This window comes from Paenibacillus sp. P13VS (assembly GCF_015143645.1).
Classification (GTDB): Bacteria; Bacillota; Bacilli; order Paenibacillales; family Paenibacillaceae; genus Paenibacillus; species Paenibacillus xylanilyticus_A.
On record NZ_WYEV01000012.1, the window covers coordinates 114526 to 133994 of the forward strand.

Here is a 19469-nt window from a genome sequence, read left to right on the forward strand (position 1 = left end):
ATAAGTTCTTAGGAAAGTAGGCAAGTTCATGTTTGATCCAACCGTGTATGACAATCTCAAGGTCGGTATTGAGAACTATCTGTATGATCTCGACAATCTAGATGAGGTCATTCACATATCCAACCGCAAAGACATCCTGGAGATGGCGAGCATGTCCAGAGAGTTCGTGCTGCAGTTCGTTCTAAGGGAGCATTCTGAGGTCAAAGGGGAAATTATACTCCGAAGCTCTCTAGAAGCGCTGGCGGCCGAAATATTGGAGTCACCTGGCAGCCAGCCGGGATGCCGGCTTGAGCTTCGGTTTAGCCAGGAGACTCCTGAGCCAGACAGGCTATGTCCCGCAATTCGCTCCATCATACAAGTGAGCTGGCCAGATCAGCGCTTGGTACAGGACATTCACTTTGTGTATGGAGAGGAACCCATCAGGTATAACGTTTCAAGTCATGTGTATTTTGATCGAAACGTGAATGAAGACCAGATGGGAGATATTCCGGAATTATGTGAACATTTGGTGAACGTGCTGAAAAAATTAGTCCAGCTGCATAATTAATCATTCGTTAAGCCCTGTCTCTTCCCACGAGACGGGGCTTTTTTGTCATTTTATTAGAAATGTTAAATAGGCTTTGAGGCTTAGGTATAAGGGCTTGTATCTAATATTTTACGCAAGATAGTCATAAAATGTATATTAATAAAGGAGAAAAAGTGCAATTGAACTATACATAACTAGTGAATTTGCGAAATAATGAATGGGACTAAAGATTTATAGATGTACTAAAGGAACTAGTTTTCCTTGCCGATAAAATATCGAAGGGGAGAAACTACATGACAGAGAAATTAATTCGTCTGCTGCGTATACTTCAGGCTATACAAGCCTATCCCGGAATCTCAGCCAAGGAGTTGGCTGCGAAATGTGATACAACTGTACGCACGATCTATCGCGATCTCCGGATTTTGGACAGGGTTGCCCCTATCATGAACGAAGGCTACGGCAAGGGTTATCGGTTTATTGGGAATTTCGCCTTGTATCCACTCGATTTCACGGAGCAGGAGGCTATGGTCTTCTCCATGCTTCCGTCTGTTCTGGATACTTCCCAATTGCCGGCTGAATTCGATGCGGCTTTTGACAAAGTGATGTCGGTCCATACCAAGCTAAAATCAAGAAACAGTGATATCGTGGAGAACATTGCAGGTATCATACGCATGGGCACGCCTGCATACCGGGAGGAAGGAAAAGACCCCAATCTGCTTATCCCGATTATTGAAGCTATTCTTAATCAGGAAACCATACGTACCCGGTACCGAACACTGACCAACAATGATATTACGGTCCGTGACATCGATCCCTATTATCTAATTCCACGCGATCAGCGCTTTTATCTCGTCGGGTACTGCCATCTGGTGCAAAAGGTGCGATTGTTTCGCATGAGTCGATTTATGGACGTGAATCAGACAGGTACCCACTTTGACAAAGCGGATTTCAACATAGCGCAGTATATGAAAAATACGTGGTCTGTTGATCGAGGGGACGAACATATTCATTTCAAGGTGAGATTTACGGAAAGAATGGCACCCTACATAAAAGAAGAAGAAATGTTTGTTCGTCCACGCATGACGGATCTGCCCGATGGCGGATTGTTATTCGAAGTCACGCTAAACAGCAGTCGTGAGTTCCTGATGTGGTTATATCAATTTGGCCCTCAAGCGGAGGTTCTTGAGCCCCGAGAATTTCGAACAGAGATTCGCAAACAACTGACTCAATGGTTGAAGCACTATGAGGGAGATGAATAGTTTGATGATTGGTTATTTTAACTTTGAAACGTGGAATGAAGGAAAAGGAGAAGAACATGTTATGAGCAGCAACTTATTTGCAGCCATGGATCGAATGGAGCATTATTATGGTATCCAGGCATTAAATGTAGATGATACCGTATTTTTGGTTAAGGATCCCAATAATCGTACAGATCATCAGGCGATCAAGGTGGTAATTCCACCTATAGGTACCGTGGGATATATCGTAAACGACCCAGTCGTTGTTCCTCACGGGTGCTGGGCAGGCTCTGGATTTTATGATGTTTTTCACCAGCAGACCTGTGCGAAGGTCCGGTTTGCCATGAAAGATATGATTATTGTTGAGCTGATTGAAATGGTACATGTCCCCATCCCCCAAATGGAGTCATGGATCACAAGCTGGCAGTCACGGGAAAAAGCCTAACCAGTCCCTCGCAGCAATTGGGGCAGCTTTGTTATGATTTCTGTTCAAATTATGCTCATTGGCGGATTAGTCTTGTATAAGCTGCTTCGAGATGCATGGCCGTTCGGGACCAGCCAAACTGGTTCACGGCAATTGCCCGCCCAGCCTTGCCAAGAGTTTCGGCTAGCTTCGGATCCCGGGCAAGCTTCTGAAGGCAAGCCGCAAATGGCTGAGGTTTGTCATATGGAGAAACCAGATAACCGCTGCTGCCAGACTCAATAATTTCTCGAATGCCACCATTGTCTGAAGCGATCACAGGCAGACCGGAAGCCATGGCTTCAACGTTAACTAACCCGAAGGCTTCGTGCATTTGAGACGGGCAGACCAGGCAATCAGCGGCCCGGTACAAGTGGTGTATTTGTTCATGGGCAATCTGTCCGAGAAAAGAGGATCGTATCCCGAGTTTTCGGGCTAGCAGACGCAGCTTGCGCACATAGACCTGTGGTCCCTTGCCTGCAATAATCAGCTGTACATCAACCTTCTGCTGCACAAGTGCTACTGCGCGAATCAGAATGTCCACACCTTTGCCTGGAATCAGTCTGCCGACATACAGCACGGAAAAGGGTTGTGAACGCTCTGACAGCGTGAAGTTTGTTCCATCGCTTAGTGCTGGAACGAAGCGAGTGAGATCGGCACCCAGAGGAATAACATTCATCAGATGTTTCACCGAAGGGAACCTGCGCCCTAATCTGTCTCTGAGCGACAAACTGTTGACGGCGATGCAGTCGGCTTGTTGTAACAACGCTAATCTTGCTGGTCCAGGCTGAGCGAAGGTCAGGGAGTGAAGGAACAGGACTACAGGGGTGTCAGGCAGGCTTCGTTTGATTCGGGCCAAGCAGCGCGGCCTGTTATCCACCTGGATCAGATCAAACGAATTCTCCTTTAAGAGCCGAATGACCGCCTGAATATATCGATCAGGACTGCTGGATGGAACACGGCGGATCGTAATGCCTTCAAGCTGCTCTTTGGCTGGAAGACCAGGCATTTCGCGGCTAATAATGGTCACTTCATGACGCATTGCAAGTTCGCGAGCGATACCCAGAATGCTTATTTCAACTGAACCGTTTCCAGGCACAGGTAGTTTCTCCGGTGCGACCATTGCTATTTTCATTGGGCGGCTCCTCCTTGTCCCATGCGCGTATCGAATCTTTGTCACATCTTATGCTTTTATGAAGCGTTTGGCGCCTCGGCAGTACCGAAGAAATAGGTACTTGTGATATAATGAACAGGCTGCAAATTACTCGTTACGTGGATAGAAACAGGAGGAACATGATGTTACATTCAACACTGGGCCGCTTCCGATTACTGCTGTGGCTGCAGGGACTTTCATATGTATTATTGCTGTTTGTTGCATTCCCCTTGAAAAATGCAGGGATTTTGCCTCAATCGGTCACCTGGTTTGGCAATCTGTACGGTTTTCTGTTTTTGATGTATATGTTGTTTATGGTTAGTCTGTATACGACGCAAAAGTGGCGTTTACGCCGTCCGATCGCGTTATTTTTCATATCGTTTATCCCTCTGGGCAATTTCGTTTATGATTTTTTCGTTTTTCGCAAAATGGAGCAGGGTCAAGGTACTGTTAAATAAAGCTTGACTTTGTGTAGTGTTGTGAATATGATGAGAACAGGTTATTTGAACTGTAAGAAATGCACCAACTACAACTGCATATTCCTGATGTTAAAGGGGAGTAGCTTTCACAGTAAAGTCGTCAATTCGGGATCACATCCCCGGCTTTATTGGCAGCAATTTGTTGTTAGCGAGACCTTTACCAAGTTTTCACGCTGGGTAAAGGTCTCTTTTTATGGATATAAAAGGATCTTTACCAGCGATGGTAAAGGTCCTTTTTTTGTACATCATAAGGATACTAAGGAGGAGTCAAATTTGGATTTGTCATTATTATTGGAGTATGGATGGGTACTAATCGTCCTGGTAGTCCTGGAAGGATTGCTGGCAGCAGATAATGCTTTGGTGCTTGCGATTATGGTTAAGCATTTACCGGATGAGAAGCGCAAAAAGGCGCTATTCTACGGTTTGCTCGGAGCCTTTATCTTCAGGTTAGGTTCCTTGTTCCTGATCTCGTTCCTCGTCGATGTGTGGCAGGTTCAGGCGATCGGGGCACTGTATCTTCTTTACATCTCGATTAACCACATTGCCAAGAAAGTTATGGGCAGCCGAAACAAGACAGACGAAGCAGCCGATGATGCACCGAAGAAACCCAAGAAACAATCCGGTTTCTGGATGACTGTTTTCAAGGTCGAGGTAGCGGATATTGCTTTTGCAGTCGACTCCATTCTTGCAGCCGTAGCACTGGCTGTGGCGCTGCCACCAAGTGGATTACCTCCAATTGGCGGGTTGGATGGTGGACAGTTTATCGTCATCTTCCTGGGCGGATTTATTGGTCTCGTCATTATGCGTTTTGCAGCTTCCTTCTTCGTTAAATTGCTTCATTCCCGTCCGGGACTTGAAGTGGCAGCCTTCGTTATCGTAGGTTGGGTAGGGGTTAAGCTCGCAGTCATTACGCTGGCACATCCTTCACTTGGTGTTCTGGATGAACATTTCCCGGAAAATAAAATTTGGAAATTCGGATTCTATATCGTATTGATTACCATTGCGGTATGCGGTTGGTTCCTGTCTTCCAAGGTACCAGCCAAAGAGGATGAAAATCCGATTGAAGAGTTGGAAAAACAAGCAGGAAACTAAGCGTATAAGCTTAACACAAACAGCATATGTCGTCGTAAAAATCAGGGGCTGTATTCAAACAGACCCCTGATTTTTTAGTATATGCATATTCATGTCAAACGGTTTATTTTCCAAGAAAAGGGTTGACATATCGAAACGAGTCCTATTAATATAAGACTTATCATTTACGAAGGGAGGCCGAAAGACATGATGGTTGGTTATGATGTTCGATTGACACATACAACAAGTCGCATAGTTACAACTGCATATCCAGCTCATCGTCTCTTTGGCCTCTTACGGGCGACATAGGAGGATCGGCATATCTTTTCACTGTTCTTAATGCAGGTATCGATATGTCATTCTCGGCTTATATAGCGATGGAGAACAGAGGTATGGCATCTTCATGCCGTCCTGTTCTCTGTTATGTCATGAAGAAGTCATGGGCGGATGCGTCCATGGCTTCTTTTTTTTGTTGTATCGACTGAAGCGGAAATGAACCATGCGATACAAACATTCCTTATTTTGAAAAACAACCACAATATGATAAACAGGAAGGAAAAATAAGCATTTATGAATACAGAACCTAATTTATTTACGAGTCAAAACGAATTCCCTGGCGGATATCGGCATGAAGTGAAATTGCCAGCAGGAGACTTGACGGTATATGCCGCACAGCAATTGTTTTCCTCACTGGACTATAAAGTGTTTGAAATGGCGAACAACAATTTGCAAATTCCTGGCATTTCCTATATGAGTTATACCCCGGATGTTCACGTAGGTGTGGGAACCTGCATCGGCACGACGGCCGTATGGGACGCAAAGACGGGTTACGTGTCTCCATCCATTGTTGGCAGTGATATCGGCTGCGGGATGCGGGTGCATATGACGAATCTGCATAGGGATGATCTGAAAGATGTAAAATTGCGCCGCAAGCTGGTCAAGGCCATTGAAAAGGTATTGCCAATGGAGGCTAGTCAGCGAGGGCATTTCTCGGATATCCGACTTGAACACATTGTTCGCAAAGGCTTGCATGGCTTGCCCAAAAAATATATTCCGGACAGTTACACGCCGAAGAAGTCGACATCCATCACCCATGTGGAAAGCAGCAAATTTGCCTACGATGAGGACGTGCTCAATCTTGTTCCGGATATGACCTGGCATCGTGCACACCGTCAGCTGGGCACCTTGGGCGGGGGCAATCATTTTGCCGAAATCCAGTCTATTGAAATTGCAGAGGAAAATCGTGAGATCGCGGAAGCCTGGGGATTGGTTGATGGTCAAATCGTCGTCATGATTCATTCAGGTTCCCGTGCATGGGGCGGACATGTGAGCCAGACCAGCTCGTCTGCCATTGCCAAAATGATGCAGCGAAACGGGCTTGGTACATCGGATCCGAGACTGGTTTTTGCTCCGTTGGAACACGCCGAAGGCCGTCATTACGTCAACATGATGTATTCCGCGTTGAATTATGCTGTGGTTAACCGGCATCTGATCGCTTTCGCTATTCGGGAGGCGTTCCGGGAAGTGTTCGGACCCAAATGTGAATTCCGTACATTGTATGACCTGATGCACAACTATGCCTGGGAGGAATCTCATGCCAAAGAAGGCAGCGTATTTGTCCATCGCAAAGGGGCAACGCGTGCCCTGCCTGCCGGGCACCCGGATAATCCGAAACCTTATATGGCTACAGGTCATCCTGCGCTTATTCCAGGATCGATGGGGACAGCCTCGTATATCATGGTAGGTCAGCCTCAGGGCGAAGATAACTATTATTCGATCTGCCACGGTGCAGGGCGCATTCGTTCACGTACTGCTACCAAGCGTCTGGTTACGGTAGAAGATTTTGCATCCGCACTCGGCGTGGGTACAGAAGATGAAATTGTGGTGAATCAGCGATCACTCGAATCGATTATAGATGAATCGCCACAGGCATATAAAAATGTTGATGAAATTATTGATAGTGTTACCGGTGCAGGCCTGGCTCAGGTTGTAGCCAAATGCAAACCGCTTGCAGCTGTGAAAGGAGCAAAATAATGATTATACCCAATGAAAAAGTAAATCACACCCAAGCTATCTATGCTTACGACCACACGCAGGACGACCAGATCCGAATCCAGGGCTATGCGACATATGCACGCCTGATCCGGGGCATTATTGAAGCGTTAAGCAGCAAGTACGGGGTTCGTTATGAACTGTTTGCCAGTGATGATCCGAACAACGAATACTGGGAGCTGCTGAAGGAGGATTTGCTGAGCGACAGTAACGAAGTGGAGCTGGTTGCCCGTATTTTCGAGGATCTGGAGCTCCGTACCCTTCATTATGAAGATGATGGTGATGTGCCTACATATGGGGTGCATTATTCCATTCGGAACAACGTGTTTGCATATCCCAAATGGGGGGTTGCACTCGTCCGTATTCCCTTTTTCCGGGATAATGGCATCTACAATGAGGACTTTGTATTCGCGGTAGGTGAGGAAGAACTCAAGCAGTTTCTGGGCAGTGTGCGTGAACGGGAGCGTCAGCAAAATATGAAAAAGGTTACGGTGTATACCGATGCCCGCAATGGCAGCGAACGCCATGTCGAATCCATCACCCGCTCGGTGGGAAGAGACGATGTGGTTCTTTCGCCCCAAATTAAGCAGGATATTTTCCGCTCGCTGGATCAGTTCTTCGAAGCGGATCGCTCCTTTTACCGGGAATATGATATTCCCTACAAACGGGGGATTCTGCTGTATGGTCACCCGGGCAACGGGAAAACAACCTTGGTCAAATCCATTGCGGGCAGCATCCCGGGTCCAGCTGCATACTGGCAAATTACCGAGTATACCAACAGTGAGTCCGTTCGGGAAGTATTCGAGGCAGCCAAACGCCTGGCTCCTATGGTGCTGATCATTGAAGATATTGATTCGATGCCGGACGAAGTGCGCTCCTTCTTCCTAAATACACTGGATGGAGCTACATCCAAAGAGGGTATTTTTCTGATCGGTACAACGAATTATCCGGAGAAAATAGATCCAGGTCTCATGAACCGTGCCGGACGGTTTGATCGGGCTTATGAAATTCCGCTGCCAGACGAAGCACTGCGACTGCAATACTTGCAGCAGCGGGGATTTTCGGTCTTTGCCGGCGAAGAAGGAACGCAGGAAGCGGCTCGGCTCACGGATACATTCTCCCTTGCACAGCTCGGTGAGTTATATGTCAGTGCTGCACTCGAATGGCATCAGAATGGCCAGACAGACATTGTACAAGTTATTCAGTCCATGCGGGGAGAGCTGGACAAGAGCCATAAGCATAACTGGCTGACTCAGCCAGGAAAGGGACGAGCCGGTTTTTATTAATACCATACACCATCAAATATTATACATCTCAATTGGATATACTACGGTTGTCTGCTCCTACATACAATGACCTTCGGGAGGTACAATTAAGCCGTTGAAGCTAATAAAGGTTGAACGGAAAGCAAAAATGAGTTGTTTCCTTGCTGAGACGGGCTTGTCGTGCGGATATGAAGCATATGAATAAAAGGTAATATACAACAATTTTTAATTCAGTTGTTTAAATGCTTCTGTAGCGGTTAATAGTAGACAGACAACAACAAAAACTTTTAATTGAGGTGAGTAGTATGGGTTGGTTATGGTCATTAATTATCGGTGGTATTATTGGATGGTTGGCAGGTCTGATCGTTGGTCGTGACATCCCAGGTGGTGTTATTGGTAACATTATCGCTGGTTTCATCGGTGGATGGTTAGGCGGCGTGATCTTCGGAGAGATGGGTCCTGAAATGGGCGGATTCTACATCGTACCGGCATTAATTGGTGCCATCGTACTTGTAGCAATCGTAAGCTTGATCTTCCGTTCAATGGGTCGTAGTCGCGGGTAACGACGTTATTGCACTACGAATCCATGGGAAATAAATGATGTTTCCCGTTTATAATGAAGAGGTTGATGAGAAGCCATAGGGATGGCTTTCCATCAACCTCTTTTTGTTTTAAGATATATAGGCAGCGGTTCATAACGAAACCTTGGTTTGGGTGACAGGCAAGGTTTCCTAATAATAGATGAGTGCACGAAGGAGAGAGAGACCATGGAAAAAGCGACATTTGCCGGAGGATGTTTCTGGTGTATGGTTACACCATTTGAAGAACAGCCAGGCATTCACGGAATTGTATCCGGGTATACAGGCGGTCACGTTGAACATCCCACATATGAGCAGGTCAAAACAGGGGAAACCGGACACGTTGAGGTGGTTGAAATCACATTTGATCCGGAGCTGTTTCCCTATGAACGGCTCCTGGAGCTTTACTGGCCGCAGATTGATCCTACCGATGACGGAGGTCAGTTCCAGGATCGCGGAACCCAGTATCGTACAGCGATCTTTGTACACAATGAGCGACAGCGCGAACTGGCTGAGCAGTCCAAGCAGGATCTGGCCGCAAGTGGACGATTTAACCAGCCCATTGTGACAGAAATTCGGGATGCGGTTGTGTTCTACCCGGCCGAGGACTATCATCAGGATTACCATAAGAAAAATGAGAAGCATTACAAGGAAGACCGTGCCCAATCCGGACGGGATGAATTTATTGAAGCAAACTGGAAGTAAGACAAGGGAAGATCATATTACAAAAGCCGGGCAGGCTCCTTTTGGAGTCGACCCGGCTTTTTTTAAATCAAGGCTGATGAATTATTTTGCGGACATGGACTTAAGCACATGTTTGGACAATGCATCCTCCTGAATGGTGTAGAGGACACCATTAACATACGTTGAAGGACTTATAATAGAAGGAACCGAAGCGCTTGCTGTGTACACATGCACGTCTTCCAGGGTTTTGGGGTCCACGATATAACCGGTTTTGGCAAAATCAAGCTGATACTGCCCATCTTGAGTTCGCTTCACTTGCATCAATACAGGCTGTTGATCCTTGAACGTGCGCTCGGTTACTTTGCCTTTCATGTTGTACAGCTCCAGCTTGGAACCTGTAAACAGGGTATATCCGTCGCCTGCGGTCTGAATGAAGGCATTACCTGGAATGCTGCGTCCCCAAGCGAGCTTGCCATCTGCTCCGAAGCCCATGAGTTTGTTGCCCGTGTTCTCGAAGTTGGCACGCATGATGACGGAGCCATCGTTCAGTATGGCAAGTGACTCACCACCGCCGTCTCCCTGCGTGTTTGCATTGCTTGGGAATTGATAGAAGGACAGGCGGGTGAGCGAACGATCATAGATCTCCACTTTGGGATTCGCTGCAGGCTGCCAGTAACTGCCGACTTTGATTCGTTTGCTTGCATCTACCACAATGCGGTCACTGCCTGCCTGAAGCACAGCACCATTAATCGTCTTCTCGGTAATCAGCTTGCCCTTCTTGTCATAGAGCGAGATTGCTGTTCGAACCGAACCGTTGGACTGTGCACCCTGACTGGAAGCGACTAGCAAGGTTTCGTCATCAAGCAGATACAGATCGGAAGGAGCATTTACCGTTCTGACCCAATTCGTTTTGCCGGATGTGTTAAATGAGTATACTTTCTTGGTTCCATCCGAATATTCCATATATACATAGGCTGTGCCGTAACTGGTGTATATTGAATCGGAGTAGGTCGTATACGGCCCGCTTTTCTCATGAAAAATATAATTCCATTTCACTTTACCAGTTGTTGCATCCAGGGCCTGAAGTGTATCCAGCTGCCAGGCCAGCGTTGTGGCACTGCTTGTCTTGGTCACAGGCTGGGAGGAATGTACGTATACCAGGTTTTTGGCAGGGACAGCGTTGATCTCCTTGACCAGGACGTCTTTTTCCGTGTTGACTTGGGTTTGCATCAGTGAAGGCGAAGTCCAAGCAGGTTTCGGAAGCGGCTCACTCTGTACTGCCGCATAACCCGTTGTATTCATACTGAAGAGGAGCACGCCGCTGAGTAGCAGGGCTGCCCATGTTTTGGTATTGCGTTTGTTTAATGTAAGCAAGTTATAAACCACCTTTCTTCGGTTCAAAATAGAACCGATTGTTGAATTCTACCATTTAAGCCAGTTCGAATTCAACCTGAGAGACTGTAACCTTTTATCCCCCATGTATCCCATTATCTATGTTTGCTGAAGTGTAACGGTTACAGGGAATTCATCTTCTTTCGAACGAGGTAGAAGTTTGTTATATTAAGTCGGTAATCATGGTTAATTCTAACATAGGCACGATTCTGACAGAGGAATGTACAAGGAGAACAGACATGAATTGGAATGACAACTTAACCCCTTGGGTCATTGGATTGATCGCTGTATTGCTGCTGCTGGCTTGGGTAATTCGGCGAATCATCCGGCGGGGACAGCGTATACGCAGTGAAGCCAACCCTCGCAAGATTTCAATCAAGGACATCGATAAAATGGAAGATGGTTCGGAGTTTGAGTTATATCTCTTTCATTTGTTTCAACAGCTCGGATACGAAGAAGTTCACAAGACGACCAGCAGCCGTGACTTCGGAGCGGATCTTGTGTTTACGGACCGGCTGGGCAGACGGAATGTGATTCAGGCCAAACGATATGGAGCGAATCATCCGGTTGGTTTGAGTGCCGTGCAGGAGATTTACACCTCGATGCGTTATTATGAGGCAGACCGCTCAATCGTCCTGACTTCAGCGAGGTACACGGAAGCCTGCCGAACCCTGGCTGCGGTCAACGGTGTGAAGCTGCTGGACCGGGAAGATCTGATGGATCTGATTGTCCTGTTCAAGTCGAGAAGAGTGGAAGAAGCCATGGAGCTCATTGAAGAAGATGATCAGGAACCGGTAGAAACGTGGCAATCGAGACGAAAACGAACTACACGCTAAAGCCTAGAATAGAAATGCATTTATCAGGCCCCGATGGGGCCTTTTTACGAAGACATTAGGCAGGGTTCACCTTCACTTGCAGGCCTGCACATGATATATTGAGTGTATTCAACCAAAGGAGAGTGGATATCCATTATGGCACGTACCCAAACACAAAAAGCATTACGCAGAGCAGAGCGCTCAGGACAATACTGTCCCGAACAGAGCCGAAGAGTAAACGAAAATTATGGTGCATTATCCCAACATGTTCGACTCATGCCAACCAAACAAGAAAAACTGCAAAAGGTCAAACACAAGAAGCGGATCATCCAGGATGGTGGTGCTTCTTTTTATTTTGTCCACGGGACGTGCGGCAAGGGCGCTTAATGAATGTTTTACTTAATGCTTTGGTTGGATTGCTTCGTTAAAGACTGATAAAATGGAAAAATAGGACAAACTGTAAAATTGTAAAAGGAAACCATGAATCCTGTGAGAAAGGACGAATGATCCATCATGACGACAACCCTGCGCACGACAAAGGCAGCTGTTCGGCGCTTTTTGCTGCATACACAATTGCTGCTGGAACGCTGGCCAGCAGAACCGGGAACGTCCGGACCGGATCAGGTTATGCGTCTGATTCGTACGCTAGGCTGCGTGCAGATCGATCCGGTTGCAGCAGTGACTGGCAATCAGCATTTGGTTCTGGGAGCCCGCGATCCGGGGTACGATCCTGCCCATTTACATACATTGCTTCGTGAGCACAAGGTATTCGAGTATTTTGCCAATGCCGCATGTGTCATCCCGATGGAGGACTACGCGTATTTCGAACCTGTGCGTGCGAGATTAAGAGAACGGCTTAATCCATCCCTGCAGCGTCTGGAGATAACTGTACAGCATGTCCTGCAGCGTCTTGCTGAGGAAGGACCGCTGCCCTCCAAAGCATTTCGTGCGGTTGAACGAGTCAGTGGTTATTGGGATCGTCCGGATGCACCAAAGACTAAGGATACAAGTCTCGCGCTGAACCTGCTGCTGGATACTGCGGCCATCCGGGTCGTTGCAAGGCAGGGCAATGAACGATACTTCCAGATCACTGAACCGAATTTGGTTCAACAGAGGCCTGGCCTTAGTGTCGAACAGGAGACGCATATGCAGCAGCAGGCACTTCTGGATAAATACATTCATGCCTATCGGGTGGTGGATACCCGTGATGCCAGACTCGGATGGCTTAAATGGTCCGCAGCTGAGCGGCGTGCGCAAATGGCTGCACGTGTGGCCGATGGACGAATGATCCAACTGGAGATTGAGGGTGTCGTGACACCCTACTACATCCGGACAGAGGATGAAGAGCTGCTGCTGAGAATGCAGCAGGACGAGACACATTATGAGGCATCAGGTCCGGTCCGTTTCTTACCCCCATTGGATAACCTGCTCTGGAGAAGGGAACGGATTGTGGATTTGTTTGATTATCATTATAAGTGGGAGATTTACACGCCTGAAGCGAAACGGACGTATGGTTATTACGCCATGCCCATTCTTCACGGGGATCGGCTGATCGGACGGATGGATCCCAGACTGGATCGTAAAACGGGAACACTCACGGTCCGTTTGTTATCCATGGAGGAGAATGCTCCTCCCGTGGAAGAATGGATGTCTGATTTTCGGGATGGACTTGCCTTCTTCGCAACCATGCATGGAGCCCAGTCCATCAAGGTGGAAAAGACGGTACCTGCAGCTCTAAAAAAAGGATTGAAGTCCCTCTGATCCTCTGATGCATGAAGGGTATATGAGGCTTTTGGAAAAAGATAAATCATTCACTCTATACATCTGAACATAACAAAAGGAGAGTCCCAAGGCTCTCCTTTGATGTTATATCACTTCGTTTGATGTACGTACCCGCGCTGCGTTATCTCTGAAAAGCGATTAGCGCAGATGCGGTACTTCCACATTGGGATCCACGTCAGCTTCGTAGTCCACGCCATCGGTTTCAAAACCGAACAGCTGGAAGAACTCGCGACGGTACCCTTCGAGATCCGACAGATCGTAGATGTTGTCGGTAGTCAGCTCATTCCAGAGCTTCGCGACTTCATCCTGCACATCTTCTCTCATCTCCCAATCGTCAATACGAATGCGTCCTTGTTCGTCTGTTGGAACGTCCCCTCCGGCATACAGGCGATCAGCGAACAGACGCTGCAATTGCTCGATACAGCCTTCGTGTAGTCCTTTTTCCTTCATGACCTTGTATAGGGCAGAGATGTACAACGGTACAACAGGAATCGCGGAACTGGACTGGGTGACAAGAGCTTTCGCTACAGTCACATATGCACGTCCACCCGTCGCACTCATGCGATCATTCAGCTTGTGTGCTGTCGCCTCCAGATGATCCTTCGCCTGACCAATGGAGCCTTCACGATAGATGGCCTGTGTCAGTTCAGGACCGATATAGGAGAAAGCAATCGTCGTTGCGTCGTCAGCCAGCACGCCGCCTTGCTGCAGTGCATCCATCCACAGTTCCCAGTCTTCGCCGCCCATTACCGTTACCGTTTGGCGAATCTCTTCTTCGGTTGCTGGCTCCAGGGTAACGGAAGTAATTTCGCCCGTATGGAAATTAACCGTTTTGTTCGTGTACGATTGTCCAATCGGTTTCAGGACGGAGTTGGAAACTTCGCCTGTGTTCGGATCGGTGCGCCGTGCGGATGCTACACTGTAGACCACAAGGTCAACTTGGCCGAATTCGCTGCGAATCAGCTCAACTGTTCTTTCTCTCGTTTCATTAGCAAATGCATCCCCAGTGATGCTGTACGATTTCAGGCCTGCTTCTTCCGCGGCCTTCTCAAATGCAGCCGAATTGTACCATCCAGCCGAAGCGGTGCGCTTGTCCGTTGAGCTGCTTGGGCGGTAAATACCAATGGTATTCGCTCCTGCACCAAATGCAGAGACAATACGTGATGCGAGTCCGTATCCGGTAGAAGCACCGATAACGAGCACATTACGTGGCCCCTTCAGCGCCGGCTGGGATTTCACGTATTCAATCTGTTCTTGCACCTGTGCGGCACAACCTACAGGATGGGAAGTCGTACAAATAAAACCACGCGTTCTTGGTTTAATAATCATTCATTGGCATCCTTTCATTATCAACTCATGTGTTAATAGTTAGTCTATATTCTCCATTGCATACCTCCTTATTGTAAAACAATTGTCACCGAAACGGAAACCGTTTCATTTGAATTCGTTAAAAGGGTGGCATTGATTCCCTGATTTTGCGATGATAGTTCATAGCATTTACAGCAATGAATCGAAAGGAACACACGCCCATGCTGAAGGAACGGATTGAATTTCTGAGTAAAAGAAAGCAAATTTCCCGCAAGGATCTGGTTGAGGGTCTGGTGACACAGGCTCATTTTGCGAACATACTGGCGGATCGTTATCCGCTCCCCGAGGACTTGGCTGAAGCCATTGCTTCACGCCTGGCAGTCAAGCCGTCTTACCTATTGCACGCAGCGGATCAGAGCGAGGAGACGATGGAACGGGCAGAGGCTATTTTTGCACAGCTGTCCATGCCGGCTTCGGCCATACCGGAAGACACCGTGCATGCGCTGGAAGATCGGGATGATGCACTGACGGTTGAACTGACGACCGCTCTTATGAAAGCAGTGTATTACCAGCAGTTGAACGACGCAGCCGCTCATGAATACATCCATACTTCCTATTTGAATTTTTATTTGGAGAAATACGGTCGTCCGGATGATGTGGATCTGCCCCGTCCGCTGGCAAAAGCCCTCTTGTATTACAAGGTGCAGTATTATCGTTCCAAGCTTGCATACGTCGATGTGTTGACTCATGCAACAAGGCTCAGTGAGCTGGCTCTCCCTGGTAGTGAATTTTGGCTGTCCGTACAAAATATCAAAATGGAAGCCTATATTCAGGTCAAACAATATGAAGAGGCCAAACAGGTCTTTGAGCAGACGATGCGGCATGTGTATGATCAGCGTCTATTCCACCGTTTGTCGGGTTTATATGTAGCATATAGCGGTTATTGCTTCGCCATGGGGCTTGTACAGGAAGCCCTCTCGGCTCTTACGATGGCGGAAGCCAACCTGGTATATGCCGGGAATCAGGGAGATCTCGTTACTGCAATTGCAAACAATCGGATTGTCATGCTGACCATGACGGGTGAGTTAGACAAGGCTCAGACGGAGATTGAGCGATTTGAGACGCTGCTCATGCAGGAACCGGAAGAAACACAGCAGGCGATGAAGCCGCTCATCTGTGTGTATCGCTGTGAGGTGGCACTTGGCCGTAAACATTGGGGCATGCTTGCGCAAAGTGTGGATCAACTGCTGAAATGTGCAATAACAGAGGATCAACAGATGAGTGGAACGTTTTATCAGAGTCATCTGGCCCTGGCACATGGGAATCGTGAAGCGTTTATGGAACAGGCTCTCGCATGCCTTCCCTATTTCGAATCGACACAGCATGCCATGAGACTGGAGCCGTTATATGAGGGACTCGCGGTGGTATCCGAGGATCAGCGCAGGTATAAAGAGGCAGCGATGTATTATAAGAAGCTGGTTTATCTGCTGCGCAAAAAATAAGGGAGTACATCGGCTTAAAACGCATGCTTTGATCACGTTTTTTGTCCAGCGGTGGTCCATTTTCTACAAAACAAAAGATTCCCAGACCAATTAAAGGGCCGATACTCGGCTCTTTTTTTGCGAATTAAATGATATAAACATAAAAATCAGCCATCATATCGCGATTGAATTTACGGATTTGGCGTTTATTTTGTATGCAGTCAGAAGTATATTCAAGGCGAAGCCCTCCTGTTTATAATGAATATATAACAAAAAACAAACAAATGAGGTGTTTCGGATGGGATGGTTTAGCAAAAAGAACAAACAGGAAGACGCCATTGCAAAAGCAGATCGAGTGATGAACAAAGGACTTACCGGCCTGATGATGAAAGGCTTTGTACCCAAGCAGCACCGGGAAGCAATCAATCAGAGTCTGGATTCGGCGAAACAGGCACAACTGGCAGCGACGGGTTCACTTCCCTTAACAGCCACGGCTACGGTCCTCACGATTACCGATACAGGAAAGCTGATCAACTTCGATCCCATTGTGGTACTCGTATTGGATGTAACGGAGACGAGTGGAAGACAGTATCAGCGAACGCTGGAAACGCTAGTATCCAAGATGCAGATTCCCCGGGTGGGAGACCGGGTTGGATTAGGTCAGAATCCTGCGAATCCGTCGGAACTGATTTATATGGGATTGTTGACAGGTTAAGTGTTCACCCCAAGGATTAAGCAGTATGGAAAGAGAAAAGGTTACATTTATTCATATAACAACGAATTATAGAGATGAAGGAGTGGGGGATATGACAGGTATATTGAGAATGATTGGTGTGTTGACCGTATTCGGGGTGGGGTTTTCGCCATTTCTGGCACAGCAGCTCTGGAATGATCCCTTTATCATCATGCAGGCCTGGTGGTATAAACCGGCGATCTTTGCAGGCTTTGGACTAATTTTCATTCCGACCATTCTAAGTAACATCTTCGGCGTGGGTCGGGTGAAGTCAGGACTTCCTGCTGTGGGCGTCATTCGAAGTGTTCAGCAGACTGGCACGTATATTAATGAACAGCCAGAAGTGCGTCTCAGCTTGACTGTATCGCGCAAAGGACGGGAGAAATATGACACTGAATTGAAGACGGTCGTCCCCCTTACAGCGCTGGCACAGTTTCAGCCAGGAAGTTTTGTTCCGCTGGTCGTTTCCGAGAAGGATGAGCGTAAGGTGGGGATTGATCTGAAAGGACAGCTATCGCAAGCGGACCTGCAGGAACTGCTTAACGAAAAGATGATCCAGGAGGGCGTTTCTCCAGATATGATGGATATTGCCCGTACGGGGGAGAAAGCAATGGCCAAAATTCTCGACGTCACCCCGCTGGGGAATTCGGGAACAGGCAAGATCAAGCTTCAGCTTACGCTCAGTGTGACCCCGCCGAATGGGGAGACGTTTCAAGTGACAACGCAAAAGGATATTTTGCCTTCCGCCCTCTCTCAGGTTCAGCAGGGTCACATCATTAACGTCATCTATTCCAAGCAGGATCCATCCAAGCTGGTACTGGCATTGAATGTACAGGAAGAGCAGTTAAGCCATCTGTTCTCATCGTGATCCATATGCCTAAGACGGTTCTCTCCGCAGAGGAGGAACCGTCTTTTTTGAATAGCTGTAAGTTATGAATCGTGGCTGGACGCAAGTGGGCTGAGCATATCCCGGAATGATGGGAATAGAGATACAGCCCAGCCTTCAAGCTGTTCGCGACTAGGCCATTCATCGTGCACCAGCAGTTCATGATCGAACCAAACGACAGCATAATCATGGTCACCACCCGGTTTGCGAATGTCCCAGCATACCGGTCCGGCGTCATCTTCGTATGTAGCGAGTGGAATGTACCCTTCGGCGATTAATGGTTTCCAGGCTACCCATAACTCTTGTAAGCGACGTAATGGACGATCGGAGGGTAAATCAGGTAGACCTATGACAAAATCATCGTAACGCAGATAGACATTCATGACGTATCTTGTGCTCAGATATGCACGATAGAGCGGCGGGACGGGAACGGGCAATCCACAGGACTGCTCCAGCTCGCTTATCTGATCCTCCGTCACCATAGAAGCGAGCATTCTCCAACGAACCCAGCCTTCGTCATCTACTGTACCATCCTGCATATCCATAGGCACGCCGTAATCCTGATCCTCTGTTTTGGCTGGAAGGGTCATCAGGATGTCTTGATGAGGGGTATTGGAATAGTTATCCAAGCATTGTTGAATATACGTCCGATCTTGCAGCAAGATGTTCGAATGACTCAAAGCGATTCACTGCCTTTCTTCCGGGATGGATCTATACGATTGGAATGTTGAAATGATCAGTCAGATGATACCCAGACGCATGCGGTAAGAAAACAAGACCGTTCTCGTTTGTCCGTCAAATATCCGGGTTGCGAGCGCTCTGAATTCATCCGCGGCCGTTAATAGTTCGTCTGCTCCAAGCTTCAGCGCTGTCTGCAAGCCGCCCTGACTGAGGGCCAGATTGACGTAACGATCCGCATCAAACGTCTCATGGTGATGGAATACGATCTCACGGGCATAGCGGAACAGGCCTGATTGGCTTATTTGCTGCAGATGGCCGTCCTTACTCCATTTATGAGCCTGGTTTTCCTGTGCTTCCAGACTGGAGGCTTGCAGATCGGCTTCCGAGATCAACTGCTGATATGCCTGCTCCAGCTGCCAATCGAGGATAGGAGGCCAGTCACAATCATAAGCGGCAAATATGCCTCCTGGTCGCAGTACACGTGCGAATTCACGAAGTGTGGATTCAGGCTCCATCCAGTGGAACGATTGGGAGCAGGTCACAATATCCACACTGCCGTCTGGCAATCCCAGTTCATGAGATAAGCCTGATACAAATCGCAGATGATCCGGTTTGCCCGCAGCCTCCCATTTGGCCTCCGCCACGGCTCTCATGTCATCGCTGGGTTCTACACCAATAATGCGTTCAGCTTCATTCAGCCAGATCCATGAGGATAACCCGGTGCCGCAGCCCACATCTGCAACCAATCTTGGTTTGGTGCCGAGATAGGTGTTCAGAATTTCCACGACTTCGGTGGGTGCAGCCGGGCGATTCTGGTCATATAACGTACCGAAGCCTTTGAAACGTTCCACATTGTTGCGTCTGATGTCTTGCATGGATAAACCT

Annotated in this window: 20 protein-coding genes; 15 read left to right on the top strand and 5 right to left on the bottom strand. The window is 47.8% G+C overall.

The features are described from left to right. Positions 1 to 28: 28 nt before the first annotated feature. The 3 genes from GUA98_RS24390 to GUA98_RS24400 all read left to right on the top strand — a co-directional run bounded on the left by GUA98_RS24390 (position 29) and on the right by GUA98_RS24400 (position 2209). Positions 29 to 547: a hypothetical protein gene (locus GUA98_RS24390; protein WP_193724667.1), complete on the top strand. Its 519-nt coding sequence runs from the start codon at positions 29 to 31 to the stop codon at positions 545 to 547. A 272-nt stretch (positions 548 to 819) separates the two neighbouring features. Further along, positions 820 to 1785, top strand: a complete 966-nt coding sequence (locus GUA98_RS24395) for a helix-turn-helix transcriptional regulator (RefSeq protein ID WP_153979686.1) — start codon at positions 820 to 822, stop codon at positions 1783 to 1785. A 61-nt stretch (positions 1786 to 1846) separates the two neighbouring features. Beyond that, positions 1847 to 2209: a DNA-binding protein gene (locus GUA98_RS24400; RefSeq protein WP_193724668.1), complete on the top strand. Its 363-nt coding sequence runs from the start codon at positions 1847 to 1849 to the stop codon at positions 2207 to 2209. Between the two features lie 55 nt (positions 2210 to 2264). Here the strand turns inward: GUA98_RS24400 and GUA98_RS24405 are convergent, their stop codons facing one another. Then, entirely contained in the window at positions 2265 to 3359 is a 1095-nt protein-coding gene (locus tag GUA98_RS24405; protein WP_193724669.1) for a glycosyltransferase family 4 protein, read from the bottom strand. A 161-nt stretch (positions 3360 to 3520) separates the two neighbouring features. Between GUA98_RS24405 and GUA98_RS24410 the strand changes: the two genes are divergently transcribed. From GUA98_RS24410 to msrA, 6 genes are all read left to right on the top strand, one after another. Continuing rightward, entirely contained in the window at positions 3521 to 3835 is a 315-nt protein-coding gene (locus tag GUA98_RS24410) for a DUF3817 domain-containing protein (RefSeq protein ID WP_193724670.1), read from the top strand. Positions 3836 to 4129: 294 nt separating this feature from the next. After that, positions 4130 to 4948 (top strand): TerC family protein, encoded by an 819-nt coding sequence (locus tag GUA98_RS24415; RefSeq protein ID WP_193724671.1) that lies wholly within the window; start codon positions 4130 to 4132, stop codon positions 4946 to 4948. Positions 4949 to 5497: 549 nt separating this feature from the next. Continuing rightward, positions 5498 to 6961, top strand: a complete 1464-nt coding sequence (locus tag GUA98_RS24420) for an RtcB family protein (protein ID WP_227780061.1) — start codon at positions 5498 to 5500, stop codon at positions 6959 to 6961. Then, on the top strand, positions 6961 to 8265 hold the full coding sequence (locus GUA98_RS24425; protein ID WP_153979682.1) for an AAA family ATPase: 1305 nt from the start codon (positions 6961 to 6963) through the stop codon (positions 8263 to 8265). Before GUA98_RS24420 ends, GUA98_RS24425 begins: the two co-directional genes overlap by 1 nt. Positions 8266 to 8549: 284 nt before the next feature. After that, positions 8550 to 8807: a GlsB/YeaQ/YmgE family stress response membrane protein gene (locus tag GUA98_RS24430; protein WP_095289572.1), complete on the top strand. Its 258-nt coding sequence runs from the start codon at positions 8550 to 8552 to the stop codon at positions 8805 to 8807. A 204-nt stretch (positions 8808 to 9011) separates the two neighbouring features. Beyond that, positions 9012 to 9527 (top strand): peptide-methionine (S)-S-oxide reductase MsrA, encoded by a 516-nt coding sequence (gene msrA, locus GUA98_RS24435; protein WP_153979681.1) that lies wholly within the window; start codon positions 9012 to 9014, stop codon positions 9525 to 9527. Positions 9528 to 9608: 81 nt separating this feature from the next. Here the strand turns inward: msrA and GUA98_RS24440 are convergent, their stop codons facing one another. Continuing rightward, entirely contained in the window at positions 9609 to 10880 is a 1272-nt protein-coding gene (locus GUA98_RS24440) for a hypothetical protein (RefSeq protein ID WP_193724672.1), read from the bottom strand. Positions 10881 to 11137: 257 nt separating this feature from the next. On the opposite strand from GUA98_RS24440, the gene GUA98_RS24445 reads away from it, so the two are divergent. The 3 genes from GUA98_RS24445 (at position 11138) to GUA98_RS24455 (ending at position 13474) form a co-directional block, all read left to right on the top strand. Beyond that, entirely contained in the window at positions 11138 to 11734 is a 597-nt protein-coding gene (locus GUA98_RS24445) for a restriction endonuclease (protein WP_153979679.1), read from the top strand. Between the two features lie 135 nt (positions 11735 to 11869). Further along, entirely contained in the window at positions 11870 to 12100 is a 231-nt protein-coding gene (locus GUA98_RS24450) for a hypothetical protein (RefSeq protein ID WP_127538689.1), read from the top strand. 126 nt (positions 12101 to 12226) lie between these two features. Continuing rightward, entirely contained in the window at positions 12227 to 13474 is a 1248-nt protein-coding gene (locus tag GUA98_RS24455; RefSeq protein WP_153979678.1) for a winged helix-turn-helix domain-containing protein, read from the top strand. Between the two features lie 159 nt (positions 13475 to 13633). Here GUA98_RS24455 and fabV read toward each other — a convergent pair whose 3' ends face one another. Continuing rightward, positions 13634 to 14824: an enoyl-ACP reductase FabV gene (gene fabV / locus GUA98_RS24460; protein ID WP_193724673.1), complete on the bottom strand. Its 1191-nt coding sequence runs from the start codon at positions 14822 to 14824 to the stop codon at positions 13634 to 13636. 200 nt (positions 14825 to 15024) lie between these two features. On the opposite strand from fabV, the gene GUA98_RS24465 reads away from it, so the two are divergent. The 3 genes from GUA98_RS24465 (at position 15025) to GUA98_RS24475 (ending at position 17885) form a co-directional block, all read left to right on the top strand. Next, a complete protein-coding gene (locus GUA98_RS24465; RefSeq protein ID WP_193724690.1) occupies positions 15025 to 16305 on the top strand; it encodes an XRE family transcriptional regulator in 1281 nt (426 codons plus the stop codon). Positions 16306 to 16582: 277 nt separating this feature from the next. Beyond that, positions 16583 to 16999: a hypothetical protein gene (locus GUA98_RS24470; protein ID WP_095289580.1), complete on the top strand. Its 417-nt coding sequence runs from the start codon at positions 16583 to 16585 to the stop codon at positions 16997 to 16999. A 91-nt stretch (positions 17000 to 17090) separates the two neighbouring features. Next, positions 17091 to 17885, top strand: a complete 795-nt coding sequence (locus tag GUA98_RS24475) for a hypothetical protein (protein ID WP_153979676.1) — start codon at positions 17091 to 17093, stop codon at positions 17883 to 17885. Positions 17886 to 17947: 62 nt separating this feature from the next. Here the strand turns inward: GUA98_RS24475 and GUA98_RS24480 are convergent, their stop codons facing one another. Then, entirely contained in the window at positions 17948 to 18565 is a 618-nt protein-coding gene (locus GUA98_RS24480; protein WP_227780065.1) for an SMI1/KNR4 family protein, read from the bottom strand. Between the two features lie 78 nt (positions 18566 to 18643). After that, entirely contained in the window at positions 18644 to 19459 is an 816-nt protein-coding gene (locus tag GUA98_RS24485) for a class I SAM-dependent methyltransferase (protein WP_193724675.1), read from the bottom strand. Positions 19460 to 19469 lie beyond the last annotated feature (10 nt).

Bases quoted from the DNA above. Each gene is read 5' to 3' on its own strand.
- fabV (WP_193724673.1), bottom strand. From the start codon at position 14,824: ATGATTATTAAACCAAGAACGCGTGGTTTTATTTGTACGACTTCCCAT.
- GUA98_RS24395 (WP_153979686.1), top strand. From the start codon at position 820: ATGACAGAGAAATTAATTCGTCTGCTGCGTATACTTCAGGCTATACAA.
- GUA98_RS24465 (WP_193724690.1), top strand. From the start codon at position 15,025: ATGCTGAAGGAACGGATTGAATTTCTGAGTAAAAGAAAGCAAATTTCC.
- GUA98_RS24425 (WP_153979682.1), top strand. From the start codon at position 6,961: ATGATTATACCCAATGAAAAAGTAAATCACACCCAAGCTATCTATGCT.
- GUA98_RS24390 (WP_193724667.1), top strand. From the start codon at position 29: ATGTTTGATCCAACCGTGTATGACAATCTCAAGGTCGGTATTGAGAAC.
- msrA (WP_153979681.1), top strand. From the start codon at position 9,012: ATGGAAAAAGCGACATTTGCCGGAGGATGTTTCTGGTGTATGGTTACA.
- GUA98_RS24475 (WP_153979676.1), top strand. From the start codon at position 17,091: ATGACAGGTATATTGAGAATGATTGGTGTGTTGACCGTATTCGGGGTG.
- GUA98_RS24445 (WP_153979679.1), top strand. From the start codon at position 11,138: ATGAATTGGAATGACAACTTAACCCCTTGGGTCATTGGATTGATCGCT.
- GUA98_RS24430 (WP_095289572.1), top strand. From the start codon at position 8,550: ATGGGTTGGTTATGGTCATTAATTATCGGTGGTATTATTGGATGGTTG.
- GUA98_RS24485 (WP_193724675.1), bottom strand. From the start codon at position 19,459: ATGCAAGACATCAGACGCAACAATGTGGAACGTTTCAAAGGCTTCGGT.
- GUA98_RS24400 (WP_193724668.1), top strand. From the start codon at position 1,847: ATGAGCAGCAACTTATTTGCAGCCATGGATCGAATGGAGCATTATTAT.
- GUA98_RS24420 (WP_227780061.1), top strand. From the start codon at position 5,498: ATGAATACAGAACCTAATTTATTTACGAGTCAAAACGAATTCCCTGGC.
- GUA98_RS24405 (WP_193724669.1), bottom strand. From the start codon at position 3,359: ATGAAAATAGCAATGGTCGCACCGGAGAAACTACCTGTGCCTGGAAAC.
- GUA98_RS24410 (WP_193724670.1), top strand. From the start codon at position 3,521: ATGTTACATTCAACACTGGGCCGCTTCCGATTACTGCTGTGGCTGCAG.
- GUA98_RS24450 (WP_127538689.1), top strand. From the start codon at position 11,870: ATGGCACGTACCCAAACACAAAAAGCATTACGCAGAGCAGAGCGCTCA.
- GUA98_RS24455 (WP_153979678.1), top strand. From the start codon at position 12,227: ATGACGACAACCCTGCGCACGACAAAGGCAGCTGTTCGGCGCTTTTTG.
- GUA98_RS24470 (WP_095289580.1), top strand. From the start codon at position 16,583: ATGGGATGGTTTAGCAAAAAGAACAAACAGGAAGACGCCATTGCAAAA.